We start from the raw sequence: 15724 nt of genomic DNA, 5'->3' as shown, positions 1-15724 counted from the left end.
GGGCCTTTTGCTTGCAATCTTTCCGAATGTATTCGTGGACATGCAAAAGCCTGAATTAACCATCCATCAAGGTTAATGGGAGATTATTCCGGCTCCTAGTCCCGAGTGCCGTTTGGAGTCCGGTATTGTTTCGTCCGCGTCGTGCTTTCCGCAAGTTTGGCCTGGTGCCGAAAAACTGGACGTCTCCTGCCGTCTTCGGGTTTTGCGCGTGGCTCGTCTTTCCGTCGAGCGCGGCCTATGCCGATCTTGCCGGCCTTCTGGCGGGCATCGATAGGGGCGGCAGCAACTGGCGCATGGTAATCACCAATTCCCCGGCCGGCTCGACGCATCAGGCCGAGCTTGCCTTCGGCGATGCATCGACGGCGGCCGCCATTGGTGACGGCGGTCTTGTCCTGCCCGACGGCGGTCGTGTTGCCTTCACGTCGGAGCAGAAGGGGAGCGATCCCAGGCCGGACGAAGACCGCATCAATCGCGAGGACAAGAAGAGCCGAGTGGTTGCCGTTACGCCGATGCAGCCGCCGAAGGATTTCTCCGCCGGTTCCGTGCTGCAGCGTCAGAGCATGTTGCTCCGCCCGGAGTTTGACACCAGGGACAGAACCGCTTTCCTGAAGCCCAGAATGGGCGGCAAGGAAATCCAGATCGCCACGGCCTTCTATAAGAAGCAGCCGCCGAAGCCGGACGACAGCGTGCCATCCTATCTGGCGAGCCTAGTGACCAGCCAGGATGGCGATGTTCTCGCCGCCGCCTATGCATCGCCGTCGCCGGACTACGCCAATGTTTCGCCCTTCGATTCGATTTTGGCCAAGGATCAGGACAATGACGGTCGCTTCGTGCCGCAGATTGGGCCACAGGATCATGCCTGGGCCGCGAGTGTCTTGCCGCCCTCGGTCTTTTCCTCCGACGAGCAGCAATGCCTGGCGACCGGCATCTATTTCGAGGCGCGTGGGGAATCGGTAAAGGGCCAGGCGGCCGTCGCCCAGGTCATCCTCAACCGCGTCCGCAATCCGGCCTATCCAAAGACCATTTGCGGCGTCGTCTATCAGAATGACGACTGGCACAATGCCTGCCAGTTCTCCTTCGCTTGCGACAACGTCAAGGACCGGGTCAATTCGACGGACCATTGGAGAATTGCCCGTCAGGTGGCGATGGCCGTGACCGCTGGCAAGATCTGGTTGCCGGAAGTCGGTTCCGCCACACACTATCACGCGGTCTACGTCAGGCCGAAATGGGCGGCGGAGATGGTGAAGGTCGGCCGTATCGGCATGCACATCTTCTATCGCACCTATGGCGGCGGCTGGAGTTGAAGTGGTTGCTGGAGAGGGTTGTCCGCCACCGCAGGTGATGGGCGGCAGGCAAAAAAGCCGCAGTAATGCGCGGCCTGAAGAGGATTCTTCGGCTCAGATTTCGCCTTGCATCGCACCTTCACGCTAAGGTTATGATTTAATTCGGCTAATTTATGGCTGGACAGATGACGTCTACGCCTTGACTATGCTTTTTCCTAAAACTATGTTGCGCGCGACTTCAAAACGGGCCGAAAGGTGGGGAAACCTCCTGTTCGTTTACGCGTTGACCGGGGAAATGGGACTGCGCGCAGCGAAAAGGGGGAGGATATCACCATGACGGACGACCGCGACGAAAGTCTGGAAGAGCGTCGGGAGCACTTGGGAGCCGAGCTGGCAAGCAAGCGCGCCGAGATGAGAGATGATGAACGCGCGGAAGTTCGCGCCGAGGTGAGCCGCAAAGGCTATGCCCAGGCAATGAAGCTTTCCAGTGAATTTATCGCTGCGATCATCGTTGGTGCTGTTTTGGGCTATGTTTTCGACCGTTTTGTTGGTACGGCGCCGTGGGGCATGATTATTTTGCTGCTTCTCGGATTCTGTGCCGGCGTGCTGAATGTTCTGCGCTCCGCGGGCAAGGTGGCGACACCTATGCTCGAGAAGCACGGGCTCGATAAAAAATGAGGCGGAGGCGGCGCTGAGGCGTGGTTTCCTGGTGAGAGGCATCCGCTCGATCGAGCGGGAAAATGAAAGAGAACAAGCGGTGGCAAACGGTCCTACCCATCAGTTCCTGATCTTCAAGATTATCCCGATCGATATCGGCGGAATTGATTTTTCGTTCACCAATGCTTCGCTGTTCATGGTCGCTTCGGCAGTGATTTCCGCCGGCTTCCTGTATTTCGCCACCTCGGCGCGCAGCGTCATTCCGGGCCGCTCCCAGTCGGTCGCAGAGATGGCCTATGAGTTCATTGCCTCGATGCTGAAAGAAGGGGCGGGAACCAAGGGGATGAAGTTCTTCCCGCTGGTCTTCTCGCTCTTCATGTTCGTGCTGACGGCCAACCTGCTCGGCATGGTTCCCTATTTCTACACCGTTACCAGCCAGATCATCGTCACCTTTGCGCTGGCACTTCTGGTCATCCTGACGGTCATCCTTTACGGCTTCATCAAGCATGGCTTCGGCTTCCTCAAGCTCTTCGTGCCGCAGGGCGTTCCCGGCATTCTCCTGCCGCTGGTGGTGATCATCGAAATCATCTCCTTCCTGTCCCGGCCGATTTCGCTCTCCGTTCGTCTTTTCGCCAACATGCTCGCTGGCCATATCACGCTCAAGGTGTTCGCAGGCTTCGTCGCCTCGCTCGGAACCCTTGGCGCGCTTGGCATCGGTGGTGCCATTCTTCCCCTCATTATGACCGTCGCCCTGACCGGTCTCGAGTTCCTCGTAGCCTTCCTTCAGGCCTACGTCTTTGCGGTGCTGACTTGCATGTACCTCAACGACGCAGTCCATCCGGGCGGCCACTAAGGATTAAGACATTGGCGTCTGCAGGGCGTCAGTCATTCACCGCAACAACCATTTCAAAGGAGTTCAACATGGACGCGGAAGCAGCAAAGTTCATCGGCGCAGGTTTGGCTTGCTTTGGTATGGCCGGCACGGCTCTCGGCCTCGGCAATATCTTCGGCAGCTACCTGTCCGGCGCACTGCGCAATCCGTCTGCCGCTGACAGCCAGTTCGGCCGTCTGGTATTCGGTTTCGCCGTTACGGAAGCTCTGGGCATCTTCTCGCTGCTCATCGCTCTCCTTCTGCTCTTCGCCGTCTGATTTCAGCGGCGTCTAATAGATCACGGTTCGCGAGACAGCGAGCCGTGATTCTTTGTATTTGCAGACCACCTGGAGGTGAGCATGTTTGTGACCCCGGCTTACGCTGACGAAGCACCGCCGGCAGCCGGCGCGGTGCATACGGAAACCGGTGCGCCCGAACAGGGCCATCACGCAGGCGTATTCCCGCCGTTTGACCATACGACCTATCCGTCACAGCTGCTTTGGCTGGTGATCACTTTCGTCATCTTCTACATAGCCATGCAGAAGATCGTCATTCCGCGCGTCGGCAACATTCTGGAAAGCCGGCATGACCGTATCGCCCAGGATATCGAGGAAGCTTCGCGCTTGAAGTCCGAGGCCGATGCAGCTGTCGCAACCTATGAAAGCGAATTGGCCGCAGCCCGCGCCAAGGCGAATTCGATCGGTGCAACCGCTCGCGATGCCGCCAAGGCCAAGGCTGAGGCAGATCGCAAGGCGATCGAAGCAAGCCTTTCCGAAAAGCTGAAAGCCGCTGAAGCGCGCATCGGCGAGATCAAGACGAAAGCCTTCGCTGACGTCGGCGCGATTGCGGAAGAAACGGCTTCGGCCGTCGTCGAGCAGCTCGTCGGCAACGTCGCTGGCAAGGCTGATGTCGCTTCGGCCGTTGCCGAAGCATCCGCCAAGCGGGAGGGTTGATCCATGTCATTTGCTCTTGACGAAACTTTCTTTGCTTTCGTTGCATTGCTCCTGTTCATCGGCCTCGTCGTCTACCTGAAGGTTCCGGGTATGATGGCAAAGTCGCTGGACGACCGTGCCGATCAGATCCGTAACGAACTGGCCGAAGCCAAGCGCCTGCGCGAAGAGGCCCAGCATCTGCTGGCGGAATATCAGCGCAAGCGCAAGGAAGCCGAAGCGGACGCGGCGAATATCGTTGCCGCCGCCGAGCGCGAAGCCGAGATGCTGACGACGGAAGCCCGCAAGAAGACCGAGGAATTCGTCGCCAACCGCACGGCGCTCTCCGAGCAGAAGATCAAGCAGGCGGAAGCCGATGCGATGAAGGCGGTTCGTTCCGCTGCCGTCGACCTGGCCATCTCCGCCGCCGAATCCGTGCTCGCCAAGAAGACCGGCGGCAAGGTCCAGTCCGAGCTGTTCAACACCGCTGTCAGCGAAGTGAAGACCCGGCTGAACTAAGCGCGTAAGCGATCATTTTTGAAAGGCCCCGCTTCGGCGGGGCTTTTTTTGTTTTCGGACCACTCTCCATTTCTCAACGTTTGACGATGGCCGGCGATCGAAACTAGATTGCAGGCTTGGCAGGAGAGGCGATGGTGCTGACGATGGAGGAGGGCGACGGCCCGTTTCGGAGGGGCGATTTCATCGTTCGGCCCGTTCGTCCATGGACGGCGGACGTGCAGGCATTGCTTGCGGCGCTTCATGGACATGGTTTTCCGTATGCGCCGCTGCCAGCCGGATATGACCCGGTGTGGGAGAGGGTGAGCTTTCTTCCCGGCCTGACCGGCGATCTGGATGACAGCGAGGATATGAGATCCGAGACGGCCTTGCGGTCGGCGGCTGCTCTGTTGCGTCGCTATCACGACTGTACGACATTATTTTTGCCGGCGCTGGCTACGGAGCAGGAATGGCAAATGTCGCCGCGCATGCCGATCGAGGTCATCTGCCACGGCGATTTCGCGCCCTACAATGTTGTTCTGAACGACTGCGCCGTGACCGGCATCATCGATTTTGAGACGGCTCATCCCGGTCCGCGCGGCTGGGATCTGGCCTATGCCCTCTATCGTTGGGCGCCTCTCTCCACCGGTATCGCGGTGGAAAGCCTGGGCGGGCTGGACGCGCAGATCCGCCGTGCCCGCATCTTCCTCGACGCTTATGGCTTGGAGGCGGAGCAGCGCCCGGCATTGCCGGACATGATCGTCGAACGGCTGAATGCCCTGGTCGGTTTCATGGAAAGCGAAGCGATGCGCGGGGTGGAGAAATATCGTCGCGATCTTCAGGACGGCCACGATAGAATCTACCGGAACGATATCGCCTATGTCAGCGAGAACCGGGGGAGGATCGTCGCTGGCCTTGTCGGATGATAGCCGTCAGGCTTCATCCCTTCGCAAGGGCCGAAAGCTCATGCGATGCAGCGAGCAGGGACCATGCTTCTCGATGCCGGCGCGATGCTGGACCGTGCCGTAGCCGGCATGGGCGGCGAAGCCATAGACGGGAAAGACGTCGCCTGCACGCGTCATCATTCGGTCGCGCGTCACCTTGGCGACGATCGAGGCCGCCGCGATGGAAAAGGAGCGAGCATCGCCCTTGACCACGGCCTTGCCCGGGCAGGCGAGCCCGGCTGGCACATCCAGCCCGTCGGTCAGGACGTAACTTGCCGGCATGGCGAGCCCGCAGATGGCGCGGCGCATGGCATCGAGGCTCGCCTTGCGGATATCGGTGACGTCGATACGGGTAGCGCTCGATGAGGCGATGGAGACGGTCGCTGTAGCAAGGATCTCGATGAAGAGCGCTTCGCGCCGGGCAGCCGAAAGCTGCTTGGAATCGTTCAATCCCTGAGGAATACGCTCGGGGTCGAGAATAACGGCGGCGGCGACGACTGGCCCCGCCAGGGGGCCGCGCCCCGCCTCATCGGCGCCGGCAACGGGCCAATGTCCGGCACGGCGGGCTATCAGCTCCAGCTCGAAGCTCGGAACGATCGGGGCTTCGTCGAAAAGCATGGGAGAATCGGGTGGTCTGCGTGGCATGCGGCAACGCTCGCACACCACCCGATCTCCTGCAAGCCCCCGGTGGATCATGGCGGCGAACCGGGGGGCTCTTCCAGCGGGCAGGGAAACCCGCGAGGAAAGGGGTTACAGCAACGAGAGCTGCACGCCGCTGCCATCCGGCGGCACGAACAGGTCGTCGCGCAATGCGATATTGCGGCGCGTGAGTTCCAGCCGCCTGGTCGCCATTTCGAAGCGGCGGCTGATCTGCCAGGCATAAGGGCCTGCGCCCTTCATGCGCTTGCTGAAATCCGCGTCGTAATCCTTGCCGCCGCGCATCGAGCGGATCAGCGACATGACGTGGCGATAGCGATCCGGATAGTTCTGCAGCAGCCAGTCGCGAAACAGCGGGCTGACCTCCAGCGGCAGGCGCAGGATGACATAGCTCGCCTCCATGGCGCCGGCGGCCTTGCCGGCATCGAGGATGCGCTCGATCTCATGATCGTTGAGGGCAGGGATGATCGGCGCCACCATGATCGCGGTCTGGATGCCCGCTTCGCTCAGCGCCCGGATCGCCTCCAGCCGCCGCTGCGGCGTCGCCGCGCGTGGCTCCATGGTGCGGGCCAGCTTGCGGTCGAGCGTCGTCACGGAGAGGCCGACCCGCACCAGATTCTTGGCGGCCATTTCTTTCAGGATATCGATATCGCGCATGACCAGCGCCGACTTGGTGACGATCGCCACCGGATGGTTTGCCTTGTTCAGCACTTCGAGGATCTGACGCATGATCCGCCATTCCTTCTCGATCGGCTGATAGGGGTCGGTATTGGTGCCGATGGCGATGACGCGCGGCTTGTAGCCGGGCTTTGCCAGCTCTCGTTCCAGAAGCTTCGCCGCATCCGGCTTGGCAAACAGCTTCGCTTCGAAATCGAGCCCTGCCGACAGGCCCATATAGGCGTGCGTCGGCCGCGCGAAACAATAGATGCAGCCATGCTCGCAGCCACGATAGGGATTGATGGAGCGGTCGAATGGGATGTCGGGGGATTCGTTGCGGGTGATTGCCGTGCGTGGCTTTTCGATCTGCACCTCGGTCTTGAAGGGCGGCAGATCTTCGAGGGTCTGCCAGCCGTCATCGAATGTCTCGCGCTGTAACGGCTCGAACCGGCCGCTCGGGTTGAGCCCGGCGCCACGGCCACGCCTGCGGTCGATCTCGACCCTGAGACCAGTGTCGGCGATCAACGCGTTGGCAATATCTGCCGTATTGGCAGGCGCAAACGCGGCCTGCCCTGCAAGGGACTGCTCGTTCATCGGTAACTCCGGGGCGGTTTATGACGTTGCATGCCGCGTCTAGGCTGATTAAATTCCTATCCGACAAATGAGAACAATGCAAGAACAAAATGCAGAGGGTTACCCTCATTCGAGGGTCGGCCGGAGGCCGGAACAGCATTTTCAAAGTTGCATATGATTCTTTTCTTAAACGCTCTGGTTTTCGGCTTAGCCGCTGGCAATAAATTGTGCGGCGCTCTATAAATGGGCAATGTTGACGGTCATCATAGAATGCCAGGATCAGGAACCTGAGTTGGCACAGACATTGGCGGCATTGGTGGTGGGGGCGATCGAAGGCCTCGTCTCCGATGTCGTCGTGCTTGATCACGGCTCGCGCGATGGCACCTCGCGGGTTGCTGACGCCGCCGGCTGCCGCTTTTATTCGCAGTGGGATATCAAGGACATATTGCGCTCGGCGCGGGGCGAGTGGCTGCTTCTGGTCGAGCCCGGCGCGCGCCCGCAGGCGGGCTGGATCGATGAGATCGCCGAATATGTCTCGCTGAACAAGGTGCCGGCCCGCTTCACCGCCTCGCGCGGCTATCGCCGGCCATTGTTGCAGCGCATCGGCCGCAGTTCGCCGCCGCTGGAGCTCGGGCTGCTGCTTTCCAAGCGACAGGCCATTGCGGTTGCAAAGTCCGGCATGCGGCTTGCCGAATTCGCCAAGGGGCAGAAGGGGCGCCGCCTGTCCAGCGAACTCATCCCCTCCTGGGTCGCACGCTCGGCGCGGTAGGCATTGCCGTGCCGCCAATCCAGATTCCATTTGTAAATACTGGAATAGCTGTCATAATTTTCTCGTGGCGGCCGCTTTCGCGTGTCGCGTCGGGCGGTTGACCATGAAGATGCCGGTATGCGGCAGAACAGGTCAGCAGAACTCTCCTCTTCTGCCGGATTTCCGGCGAAAGGAGGTGCGTCATGGAACGCACGATGTTCAACCGCCTTATCGGAACGGCCGTCCTGGCAACGGCAATCCTTCTCCCCAATATAGCCGCCGCGCAGGCGACACTGGCTTGCGCCAAGCGCGCCGAGATTGTCGCTTTCCTTGACGGGAACTATGCCGAGAAACCTTCGGCCATCGGTCAGCTCGATGCAAAGACGATCGTTGAAATCTTCGCCGCTGAAAGCGGCAGCTGGACAATGATGATCACCGATGTCTCCGGTCGCAGCTGCGTCATTCTTACCGGCCAGAATTGGGATTCTATTCCTGTTCTTCGCGGGCCAAAGGCATAGCAGTCCAGAAGGCCGAGCGACTTTATCTCAGCGAAACGCCAATCTCAGTTGGAGGCGGAGCCACGCTTCAGGTGCTCGTCGAGGCGCGGCATGATCTCCACGAAATTGCAGGGCATATGCCGATAGTCGAGCTGGGCTTTCAGGATCCCGTCCCAGGCATCCTTGCAGGCGCCGGGCGAGCCGGGCAACACGAAGATGAAGGTGGCGTTGGCAACGCCCCCGGTTGCCCGCGACTGGATGGTCGCCGTGCCGATCTTGTCGTAGGAGATGCGATGGAATACTTCGGAAAAACCGTCCATCCGCTTTTCGAACAGCGGCTCCAGCGCCTCGGGCGTCACGTCGCGGCCGGTAAAGCCGGTGCCGCCGGTGGTGATGACGACGTCGATTGTCTTGTCGCGCGTCCAGGTTTCCACCTGGCTGCGGATACGCTCCTTGTCATCGGGGACGATGGCGCGGGCAGCCAGCCTGTGGCCGGCCTCCGCAATCCGCGCGACAAGTGTGTCGCCGGATTTGTCGTCGGCAAGCGTGCGTGTATCGGAGACGGTCAGCACGGCGATGCCGACGGGAATGAAGGGTCTTGCTTCACCTGGGCCAGCCATCATGCATCTCCCTTGATTGTTTCCGTTGCCTGGAAATACCAGTCCGGCCGCAGCCTGTGAAGCGCCGCAGCCGCGGCTGTTGCCTGCTCAAGATTACGAAACAGGCCGAAACAGGTGGCGCCGGAGCCGGACATGCGGGTCGCAAGCGCGCCTTCATCGCTGATCATTTGCGACAGCGTTGCGATTTCGCCGCAGAGCGACCGCGCCGACGGCTCGAGATCGTTGCGCAACCCGCTGATTGCCGCGATCCATTGCGCGCGGTTGCTTGACGTCCGCGAGGTGAGCGCAAGCGGCGGATTGTCCTTGCGGGCAAGTTTGCGAAACACCTCCGGCGTTGAAACGCCGACCAGGGGATTGCCGAGGACCATGGCGAAGGACGGGAAATCCGGGAGCAATTCGATCGCCTCGCCGATGCCGCGCGCAATCAGCGGTCGGCCGGCGAGACACATGGGAACATCGGCGCCGAGCTTCAGAGCAAGCACCGTCATCATATTGGAGGGCAGGGCAACGCCCCAGAGCCTTGCCAATCCGCGCAAGGTCGCCGCCGCATCCGCCGAGCCGCCACCGATGCCCGAGGCGATCGGCAGGTTCTTTTCCAGATGGATATGCACCGGTGGCGCGTCCAACCCGGCATTATGGGCGGCCTGCCGCAGCAGGTCGCGCGCCTTCAGCACCAGATTGCCGCCGACATCCGCGTCAGCGGAAAGAAGAGGGGAGAAGCGTCCGGAAAGGCTGAATTCGTCGCGCTCGCTGGCGCGAAAACCAAGTCGGTCGCCATGCCGCGCGAAGGTCACCAGCATGTCGAGCAGATGATATCCGTCGGCCCGCTGGCCGGTAACATGCAGCGCCAGATTGATCTTGGCGGGCGCTTCCTCCGTGAGGCTGAAATCGCCCGCCGCTGAGATCATGATCATCGGTGGTCTTAGGACTTCTTATCGACGGGCGGAGTGTTCGTATTCGGGTCTGCCGCCGGCGGCGGAGCCGGATCAGGCTGCTTGGTCTTGTCGACCGTCCTGGGGTCGGTATCGAGCGCCGGCAGGCCTTTTTCGACCTTCTCCTTGATCTTCGGAATATCCGTTTCCTCCGGCTTGGAGGCCAGCGCACGGTTCCACTGGTAGACCGCTTCCAGCTTGCGGTTGACGCGCCAGTAAGCATCGCCGAGATGGTCGTTGATCGTGGGATCGCCGGCCTTCAACTGTGCGGCGCGCTCCAGCTCGGTCACCGCATCGTCGAAGCGGTTGAGGCGGAAATAGGCCCAGCCGAGCGAGTCGACGATATAGCCGTCATCCGGCTTCAGATCGACGGCCTTGCGGATCATGTCGAGGCCCTGGTCGAGGTTGGTGTTCATGTCGACCCAGGAATAGCCGAGATAGTTCAGCACCTGCGGCTGGTCGGGGTTCAGCTCCAGCGCCCGCTTGAAATTCGGCTCCGCCTGCGGCCACTTCTTCAGCCGCTCATAGGCGATGCCGCGCTGGAAAAACACGGCCCAGTCGCTGCGCTTCGGCACGGGACCGATGATCTCAACGGCCTTGTCGTAATTGTCGGCCATGCCCTGGAAGTCCTTGGCATCGGAGAGAACACTGCCATAGGCCAGGTAGCTGCGGATATCCTTCGGGTCGGAATCGATCAGTGTCTTCAGGTGCTTGCGCGCATCGTCGACCTTGCCGGCCTGGGCCAGCGCGAGACCGAGCTGCAGCTCGGAGATGCGCGCCATCGGCGAATTGTCGGGCACCTTCTTGTAGAAGGAAATGGCGCGGTCGACCTGTTCCTGCTTTTCGGCAAGCCCGCCGAGGAGAACCAGCGTATCGGCGCTCTTGGGATCAAGCGTGTTGGCGATTTGCAGATAGAGCGAGACGACATCTTCGGCGCCGTCGCGGTTCAATGCCGCGCCGATGGTAAAGAGCACGGAGGCGGCACCCTGGCTGGCGTCGGTCACCTGCTGCTCCGGCTTTTCGCCCTTGTTGATGCTGTCGCGCAGCGCGTTCAGCGGCGCGTAGTTGTTGATCAGGTTGTCGCCGACCGAAACCGTGTCCAGTGCCTTCTGCTTGTCGCCGGCCTTGGCTTCGAGGCGCGCTAGCGCCATGACGGCGCGCATGAATGTATCAGGGGCGGTTGCGCCGCCGGCCTTGTCGAGAATGGCGTCGTTCAGATGCGAACGGGCGGATCGCACATCACCGATGGTGATGGCGATGGCACCGGCATGATAGTTCTTGAAGATGTTGAACCAGTCCGGTCCCTTCATCTTGTCGATCATGGCGATGGCTTCCTTGCCACGGCCGGCGCCAGCGCGCGCCCAGGCAAGCAGCAGATTGTTCATCATCCGGTCGAGATCGTTCGGACCGCTATATTTGAGAATCTCCTGCGCGGTCTTGTATTCGTGCCGGCGGATGGCATCCATGCCGCGGACGATCGTGGTGACGCGCTCGACGGAAGGATCGCTCTTCAGTTCGTTGGCGTATTTCACGCCCTCTTCGAGATTGCCGTTGAGCAGCAGCGAAATCATCAGCCGCTGCCGGATCTCCGGATTGCCCGGCTCGAGCATCAGGGCCTTTTTGTAGAGCGCGATCGCGGTGTCGTAATCATGGTCCACATCGGCGGTACGGGCGGCAAGGAAGGCGCCAGCAAAGGTGTCGACGGCTTCCGCGTCGAAGACTACCTCGTTCTTGGTGTCCGGCGCCGCAGGAGCATCCTCCGCGCGCGCGCTATTCAGCGCCGCCACCGAAAGGATCGCCACCAAGGCTGCGCCCGAGAGGAAACGGATGGCAAGTCTCTGCCGCATGAGAAGGCCTTTCATCAAGGGATTGCCGGCGAGGACGCCGGCGACACAAAGTCGTTCGTGTCAACTGATTCACAACAGGATGGCTTTTTTGAAGCGGCCGCGCAAGAAATTCGGGCCGCTGCCGATCAGTTCACGCGTTCGATGCAGAAATCGATCACTTCCATGAGCGCGGATTTCCATGGCGTTTCCGGAAGCGGCGCCAGCGCGTCGCGGGCGATGGTGCCGTAGTGAACGGCGCGGGCAATGGTGTCGGTGAGCGCACCATATTTGGTGATCAGACCCAGTGCCTTTTCCAGATTCTCGTCGCTGTTATCGCCGGTCTCGATGGCCTCGCGCCAGAAAGCGCGCTCCTTCTCGGTGCCACGGCGATAGGCGAGAATAACGGGAAGAGTGATCTTGCCCTCGCGGAAGTCGTCGCCGACATTCTTGCCGAGATCGGCGGCCTTGCCGCCATAATCCAGCGCATCGTCGACCAGTTGGAAGGCGAGGCCGAGATTGGTGCCGTAGGATTTCAGCGCATTACGCTCGGCCTTGCCGGCATTGGCGACGATCGGGCCAACTTCGGCGGCGGCCGAGAAAAGTGCCGCCGTCTTGGCACGGATGACGGAGAGATAATCGTCTTCGGTGGTCTCCATGTTCTTGGAGACGGAGAGCTGCAGCACCTCGCCCTCGGCGATGACGCAGGCTGCCGACGACAGCACGTCGAGAGCCTCGAGCGAACCGACTTCGACCATCATGCGGAAAGCCTGCCCGAGCAGGAAGTCGCCGACGAGAACGCTGGCCTGGTTGCCCCAGATCATGCGGGCCGTGGACTTGCCGCGCCGCAGATCGCTTTCATCCACCACGTCGTCGTGCAGCAAGGTCGCGGTGTGCAGGAACTCGACCGAGGTCGCGAGCTTGATATGATTGTCGCCCTGGTAGTTGTAGAGCGCGGCGGAGGCGATGGTCAGCATCGGCCGCAAGCGCTTGCCGCCGGACGAGATCAGGTGCTCCGCGACTTCCGGAATCATCTGCACGTCGGAACCGGCTTTCGACAGGATCAGCTGGTTCACGCGCTCCATATCCGCCTTGGTCAGGTCCACCAATGGCTTGATGGATGCCTGTTTATTCTTGCTTTCTTCAAGCGGTATCACGACGCCCAACTGTCCGGACTCCTGTTCATTTCCTGCGAACCACAATAAGAAGGGGCGCAGGGGGCGGCAAGAGGCGAATTGTCTCGTCGCGTAAATTTGACAGGAAACCCGAGGCTTATGCACGAACTCATCCGCACGAACGATCCCGTTCTCCTCTCTTTCGCCGAGAGCTTGATGAAGGACGCCGGGATTCATTGCTTTGTCGCGGATCAGGCCATGAGCATTCTCGAGGGTTCACTCGGCATGCTGCCGCGCCGCTTCCTGGTGGAGACCGACCGCGCCGATCAAGCCCGGCGCATCCTCACTGATGCCGGTCTCGGCGACGAGCTGCGCTCCGCGGGCGACTGAGGTTTGCGATGATCGGCCATTCCTCCGAAACGATCGACGCCTTTCATCGTGGCGCTTTCCATGTCGTCCAGCCCAAGGGCCGGGGACATCGTTCCGGCATGGACGCCATGCTGCTCGCGGCTCTGGTGGCCGATGAGCACGGCATCAAGGTGGCCGATCTCGGCGCCGGCGCGGGTGCGGCCGGAATGGCGGTAGCCTCGCGGCTTGAGCTGGCCGAGGTAGTGCTGTTCGAGCGTTCCGCCGAAATGGCCGAGTTCGCCCGCAAAAGCCTGGTCCTTGCCGAAAATGCACGATTCGCGGGCCGCGTCTCGGTGATCGAAGCCGATGTGACCCTGATCGGCAAGGAGCGCAACGCCGCCGGCCTGATCGACGAAAGTTTCCATCATGTCATCATGAACCCGCCCTTCAACGACGCCAGCGACCGGCTGACGCCCGACGCGCTGAAGGCCGAGGCGCATGCCATGACCGCCGGCCTTTTCGAAAGCTGGGTGCGCACGGCGGGCGCGATTACGATCCCCGGCGGTCAGCTGTCGCTGATTGCCCGGCCGCAATCGATCGACGAGATCATCGCCGCCTGCGGCCGCCGCTTCGGCGGCATCGAGATCACGCCGGTCCATCCGCGCGACGGCGAAAACGCCGTTCGCATCCTGGTGACGGCGATCAAGGGCTCACGGGCGCGGCTGGCGCTGCGGGCGCCGCTGATCATGCATGGCGAAGGGACGCACAAGTTCTCCGATTTCGTCGATGATCTGAACAATGGCCGTGCCGCCTACGCGCGGAAATGACGTGTCGCCCTTGGCGGGTGATGACCACGCGATTCGTTCGCGGCAAGAATAATCTTTCCCGGTTTCATTCATTTCGACCAAGGCGTTGGTATAGTCCGTGATAGCGGAGGAATATCCGTGATAACGAACGTTGTTCGACATCAAGCGGACAGGTTTCCATTCTGTTGGAGGAAAGATTATTGGAACGTTTTTTTATCTTGAACGTTATTTTTAGTTGTTCTACCTCAATTTTCATTGAAAGCCGAAATACGGCCGAGCACCGGAGATGACCCAGATGAACCCCGCCATGAACATGATGCCGATGATGAACCCGATGATGGGTGGTATGATGAATCCGATGATGAACGGCATGATGATGCCGATGATGAATCCCATGATGGGCGGGATGATGAACCCGATGATGGGTCAGATGCCGATGATGAACGGCATGATGCCCATGATGCAGATGATGATGAGCAAGATGACCTGCAAGATGACACCGAAGGGCATGGTCTGCGAAATGATGCCGATGGAAGGCATGGACAAGGACATGTTCATGGAATGCTGCAAGCGCATGATGTCGTCCGGCATGCCGATGATGATGATGTGCGGCAATATGATGATGTGCTGCATGATGGAAGCAGCCTAATTCCTGAGGGCATCCACCCCCGGAATTAATAAGCAGATCTCCATCTGCCTCAGGCCGTCCGCAAGGGCGGCCTTTTTGCTTTTCCGGTCAAGCCTGCCTTAGCCGCGAACTTCCTCGACATAGGTCGAGACCAGATAGAGCACGGCTTCGCTGCTGGTCATGTTGCGATAGCTGTGGGCGACGTCGGCGTCGAAGATCACGGCGTCGCCTTCGCCGAGGATCTGCGGCGGATGCTTGCCCGCGACAATTTCGACCGTGCCCCGCGAAACCACAAGGTTTTCGATCGTGCCATGATGATGCGCCTCGGCGATCTCCGTATGATAGGGCGCGATGCGCAGCTCGTAGAATTCGACCTTGCGTTCGCTTTCATAGGGAAAGAGCGCCCGTGTCTGGAATTTGCCTTCGGAGGCGGACAAGACCTTCGCCTTGGCATGGGTCAGCACCTGCAACGAGGTGTCGTGTGGCTGGGCGATCAGCGAGCCGCAGGGGACATCCAGCGCGGCGGCGATCTTCCAGAGGATACTGATTGTCGGGCTGCTCTTGCCGGTTTCGACCTGTCCGAGCATGGCGCGGCTGACGCCGGAGATTTTAGCCAGCCGGTCCAGCGAATAGCCGCGGCGTGTGCGCAGCCGGCGCAGATTTTGACCCGTCAGAGCCGAGATTTCGTCGACCGACTCGGCTCTTGAGAGCACATGCAGCGGCTCAACGAATTCAAGCGCCATAGTTCGGGTTGCCAAGCGGCATCACCGGGACGAAACCCATGAAAGGAACCCACATCAGGAAGGGCTGCTGAGGCCACGCGGAAACGGGAGCCTGCTCGACCGGCACGCTCTTGGCGCGGGCGTCACGATAGGCCTGGAAATCGATGATGTTGGCAGCCTGGCTGGACATGCGATGCTCCTGCAGTTCGATGCCATAAACCTATTTTTTTGATCGACAGATGTAGAGGGCGCAGCGCCCAATCTTCATGGACAGGGGGGAATGTTTTTCCGGACCTTTGCGCTGGCGGCGAAAGCACGTCCTCTCCTGTGTCATCGATGAAAAACACGCCGCCCGGAGCAATCCTGGCGCGAAAATGCAATGATCGATGTTGCGTTTGCCGTTTCCATGCATACATCAC

At 60.6% G+C, this 15724-nt stretch carries 20 protein-coding genes; 12 read left to right on the top strand and 8 right to left on the bottom strand.

The features are described 5' to 3' along the window. Positions 1-125 precede the first annotated feature (125 nt). From EX00_RS23725 to EX00_RS23695, 7 genes are all read left to right on the top strand, one after another. On the top strand, positions 126-1304 hold the full coding sequence (locus tag EX00_RS23725) for a cell wall hydrolase (protein WP_047463618.1): 1179 nt from the start codon (positions 126-128) through the stop codon (positions 1302-1304). Positions 1305-1616: 312 nt separating this feature from the next. Next, complete coding sequence (locus EX00_RS23720; RefSeq protein WP_047463616.1) at positions 1617-1961, top strand: AtpZ/AtpI family protein; 345 nt, start codon at positions 1617-1619, stop codon at positions 1959-1961. 79 nt (positions 1962-2040) lie between these two features. Then, positions 2041-2793: a F0F1 ATP synthase subunit A gene (locus EX00_RS23715; RefSeq protein ID WP_047463613.1), complete on the top strand. Its 753-nt coding sequence runs from the start codon at positions 2041-2043 to the stop codon at positions 2791-2793. Positions 2794-2861: 68 nt separating this feature from the next. Beyond that, entirely contained in the window at positions 2862-3089 is a 228-nt protein-coding gene (locus tag EX00_RS23710) for a F0F1 ATP synthase subunit C (RefSeq protein ID WP_004109844.1), read from the top strand. Positions 3090-3170: 81 nt separating this feature from the next. After that, entirely contained in the window at positions 3171-3764 is a 594-nt protein-coding gene (locus EX00_RS23705) for a F0F1 ATP synthase subunit B (protein WP_047463609.1), read from the top strand. Positions 3765-3767: 3 nt separating this feature from the next. Then, positions 3768-4259 (top strand): F0F1 ATP synthase subunit B, encoded by a 492-nt coding sequence (locus EX00_RS23700; RefSeq protein WP_047463607.1) that lies wholly within the window; start codon positions 3768-3770, stop codon positions 4257-4259. Positions 4260-4390: 131 nt separating this feature from the next. Continuing rightward, entirely contained in the window at positions 4391-5161 is a 771-nt protein-coding gene (locus tag EX00_RS23695; protein WP_234709098.1) for a phosphotransferase enzyme family protein, read from the top strand. A 6-nt stretch (positions 5162-5167) separates the two neighbouring features. On the opposite strand, the gene EX00_RS23690 is transcribed toward EX00_RS23695, so the two are convergent. Continuing rightward, positions 5168-5824 carry a ribonuclease HII gene (locus tag EX00_RS23690; protein WP_047463605.1) on the bottom strand — a complete coding sequence of 219 codons (657 nt, stop codon included), beginning with the start codon at positions 5822-5824 and terminating at the stop codon, positions 5168-5170. 105 nt (positions 5825-5929) lie between these two features. Further along, positions 5930-7087, bottom strand: a complete 1158-nt coding sequence (locus EX00_RS23685) for a PA0069 family radical SAM protein (protein ID WP_047463603.1) — start codon at positions 7085-7087, stop codon at positions 5930-5932. 229 nt (positions 7088-7316) lie between these two features. On the opposite strand from EX00_RS23685, the gene EX00_RS23680 reads away from it, so the two are divergent. Beyond that, a complete protein-coding gene (locus EX00_RS23680; protein WP_047463601.1) occupies positions 7317-7835 on the top strand; it encodes a glycosyltransferase family 2 protein in 519 nt (172 codons plus the stop codon). Between the two features lie 182 nt (positions 7836-8017). Continuing rightward, positions 8018-8332 (top strand): hypothetical protein, encoded by a 315-nt coding sequence (locus EX00_RS23675; RefSeq protein ID WP_047463599.1) that lies wholly within the window; start codon positions 8018-8020, stop codon positions 8330-8332. A gap of 44 nt (positions 8333-8376) precedes the next feature. On the opposite strand, the gene moaB is transcribed toward EX00_RS23675, so the two are convergent. From moaB to EX00_RS23655, 4 genes are all read right to left on the bottom strand, one after another. Continuing rightward, the gene (moaB, locus tag EX00_RS23670; RefSeq protein ID WP_047463596.1) at positions 8377-8931 is read right to left on the bottom strand and encodes a molybdenum cofactor biosynthesis protein B; all 555 of its coding nucleotides are present in this window, start codon (positions 8929-8931) and stop codon (positions 8377-8379) included. Next, the gene (locus tag EX00_RS23665) at positions 8931-9845 is read right to left on the bottom strand and encodes a 4-(cytidine 5'-diphospho)-2-C-methyl-D-erythritol kinase (RefSeq protein ID WP_047463594.1); all 915 of its coding nucleotides are present in this window, start codon (positions 9843-9845) and stop codon (positions 8931-8933) included. Before EX00_RS23665 ends, moaB begins: the two co-directional genes overlap by 1 nt. Before the next feature lie 8 nt (positions 9846-9853). After that, positions 9854-11710: a tetratricopeptide repeat protein gene (locus EX00_RS23660; protein ID WP_047463866.1), complete on the bottom strand. Its 1857-nt coding sequence runs from the start codon at positions 11708-11710 to the stop codon at positions 9854-9856. A gap of 125 nt (positions 11711-11835) precedes the next feature. After that, on the bottom strand, positions 11836-12852 hold the full coding sequence (locus tag EX00_RS23655) for a polyprenyl synthetase family protein (protein ID WP_047463592.1): 1017 nt from the start codon (positions 12850-12852) through the stop codon (positions 11836-11838). A 108-nt stretch (positions 12853-12960) separates the two neighbouring features. Between EX00_RS23655 and EX00_RS23650 the strand changes: the two genes are divergently transcribed. The 3 genes from EX00_RS23650 (at position 12961) to EX00_RS31270 (ending at position 14604) form a co-directional block, all read left to right on the top strand. Next, on the top strand, positions 12961-13191 hold the full coding sequence (locus tag EX00_RS23650) for a putative signal transducing protein (protein WP_047463590.1): 231 nt from the start codon (positions 12961-12963) through the stop codon (positions 13189-13191). A gap of 8 nt (positions 13192-13199) precedes the next feature. Beyond that, entirely contained in the window at positions 13200-13976 is a 777-nt protein-coding gene (locus EX00_RS23645) for a tRNA1(Val) (adenine(37)-N6)-methyltransferase (RefSeq protein ID WP_047463588.1), read from the top strand. 265 nt (positions 13977-14241) lie between these two features. Next, positions 14242-14604, top strand: a complete 363-nt coding sequence (locus EX00_RS31270; protein ID WP_051696832.1) for a hypothetical protein — start codon at positions 14242-14244, stop codon at positions 14602-14604. A gap of 98 nt (positions 14605-14702) precedes the next feature. Here EX00_RS31270 and EX00_RS23635 read toward each other — a convergent pair whose 3' ends face one another. Further along, entirely contained in the window at positions 14703-15326 is a 624-nt protein-coding gene (locus tag EX00_RS23635) for a helix-turn-helix domain-containing protein (protein ID WP_047463586.1), read from the bottom strand. After that, positions 15316-15495, bottom strand: a complete 180-nt coding sequence (locus EX00_RS23630) for a hypothetical protein (protein ID WP_047463584.1) — start codon at positions 15493-15495, stop codon at positions 15316-15318. The genes EX00_RS23635 and EX00_RS23630 overlap by 11 nt, the downstream gene beginning before the upstream one ends. Positions 15496-15724 lie beyond the last annotated feature (229 nt).

Source organism: Martinezella rhizogenes (genome assembly GCF_000799715.1).
GTDB lineage: Bacteria > Pseudomonadota > Alphaproteobacteria > Rhizobiales > Rhizobiaceae > Rhizobium > Rhizobium rhizogenes_C.
The sequence above is the reverse complement of the archived record's forward strand: the minus strand, read 5'-3'. Positions and strand labels throughout refer to the sequence as shown.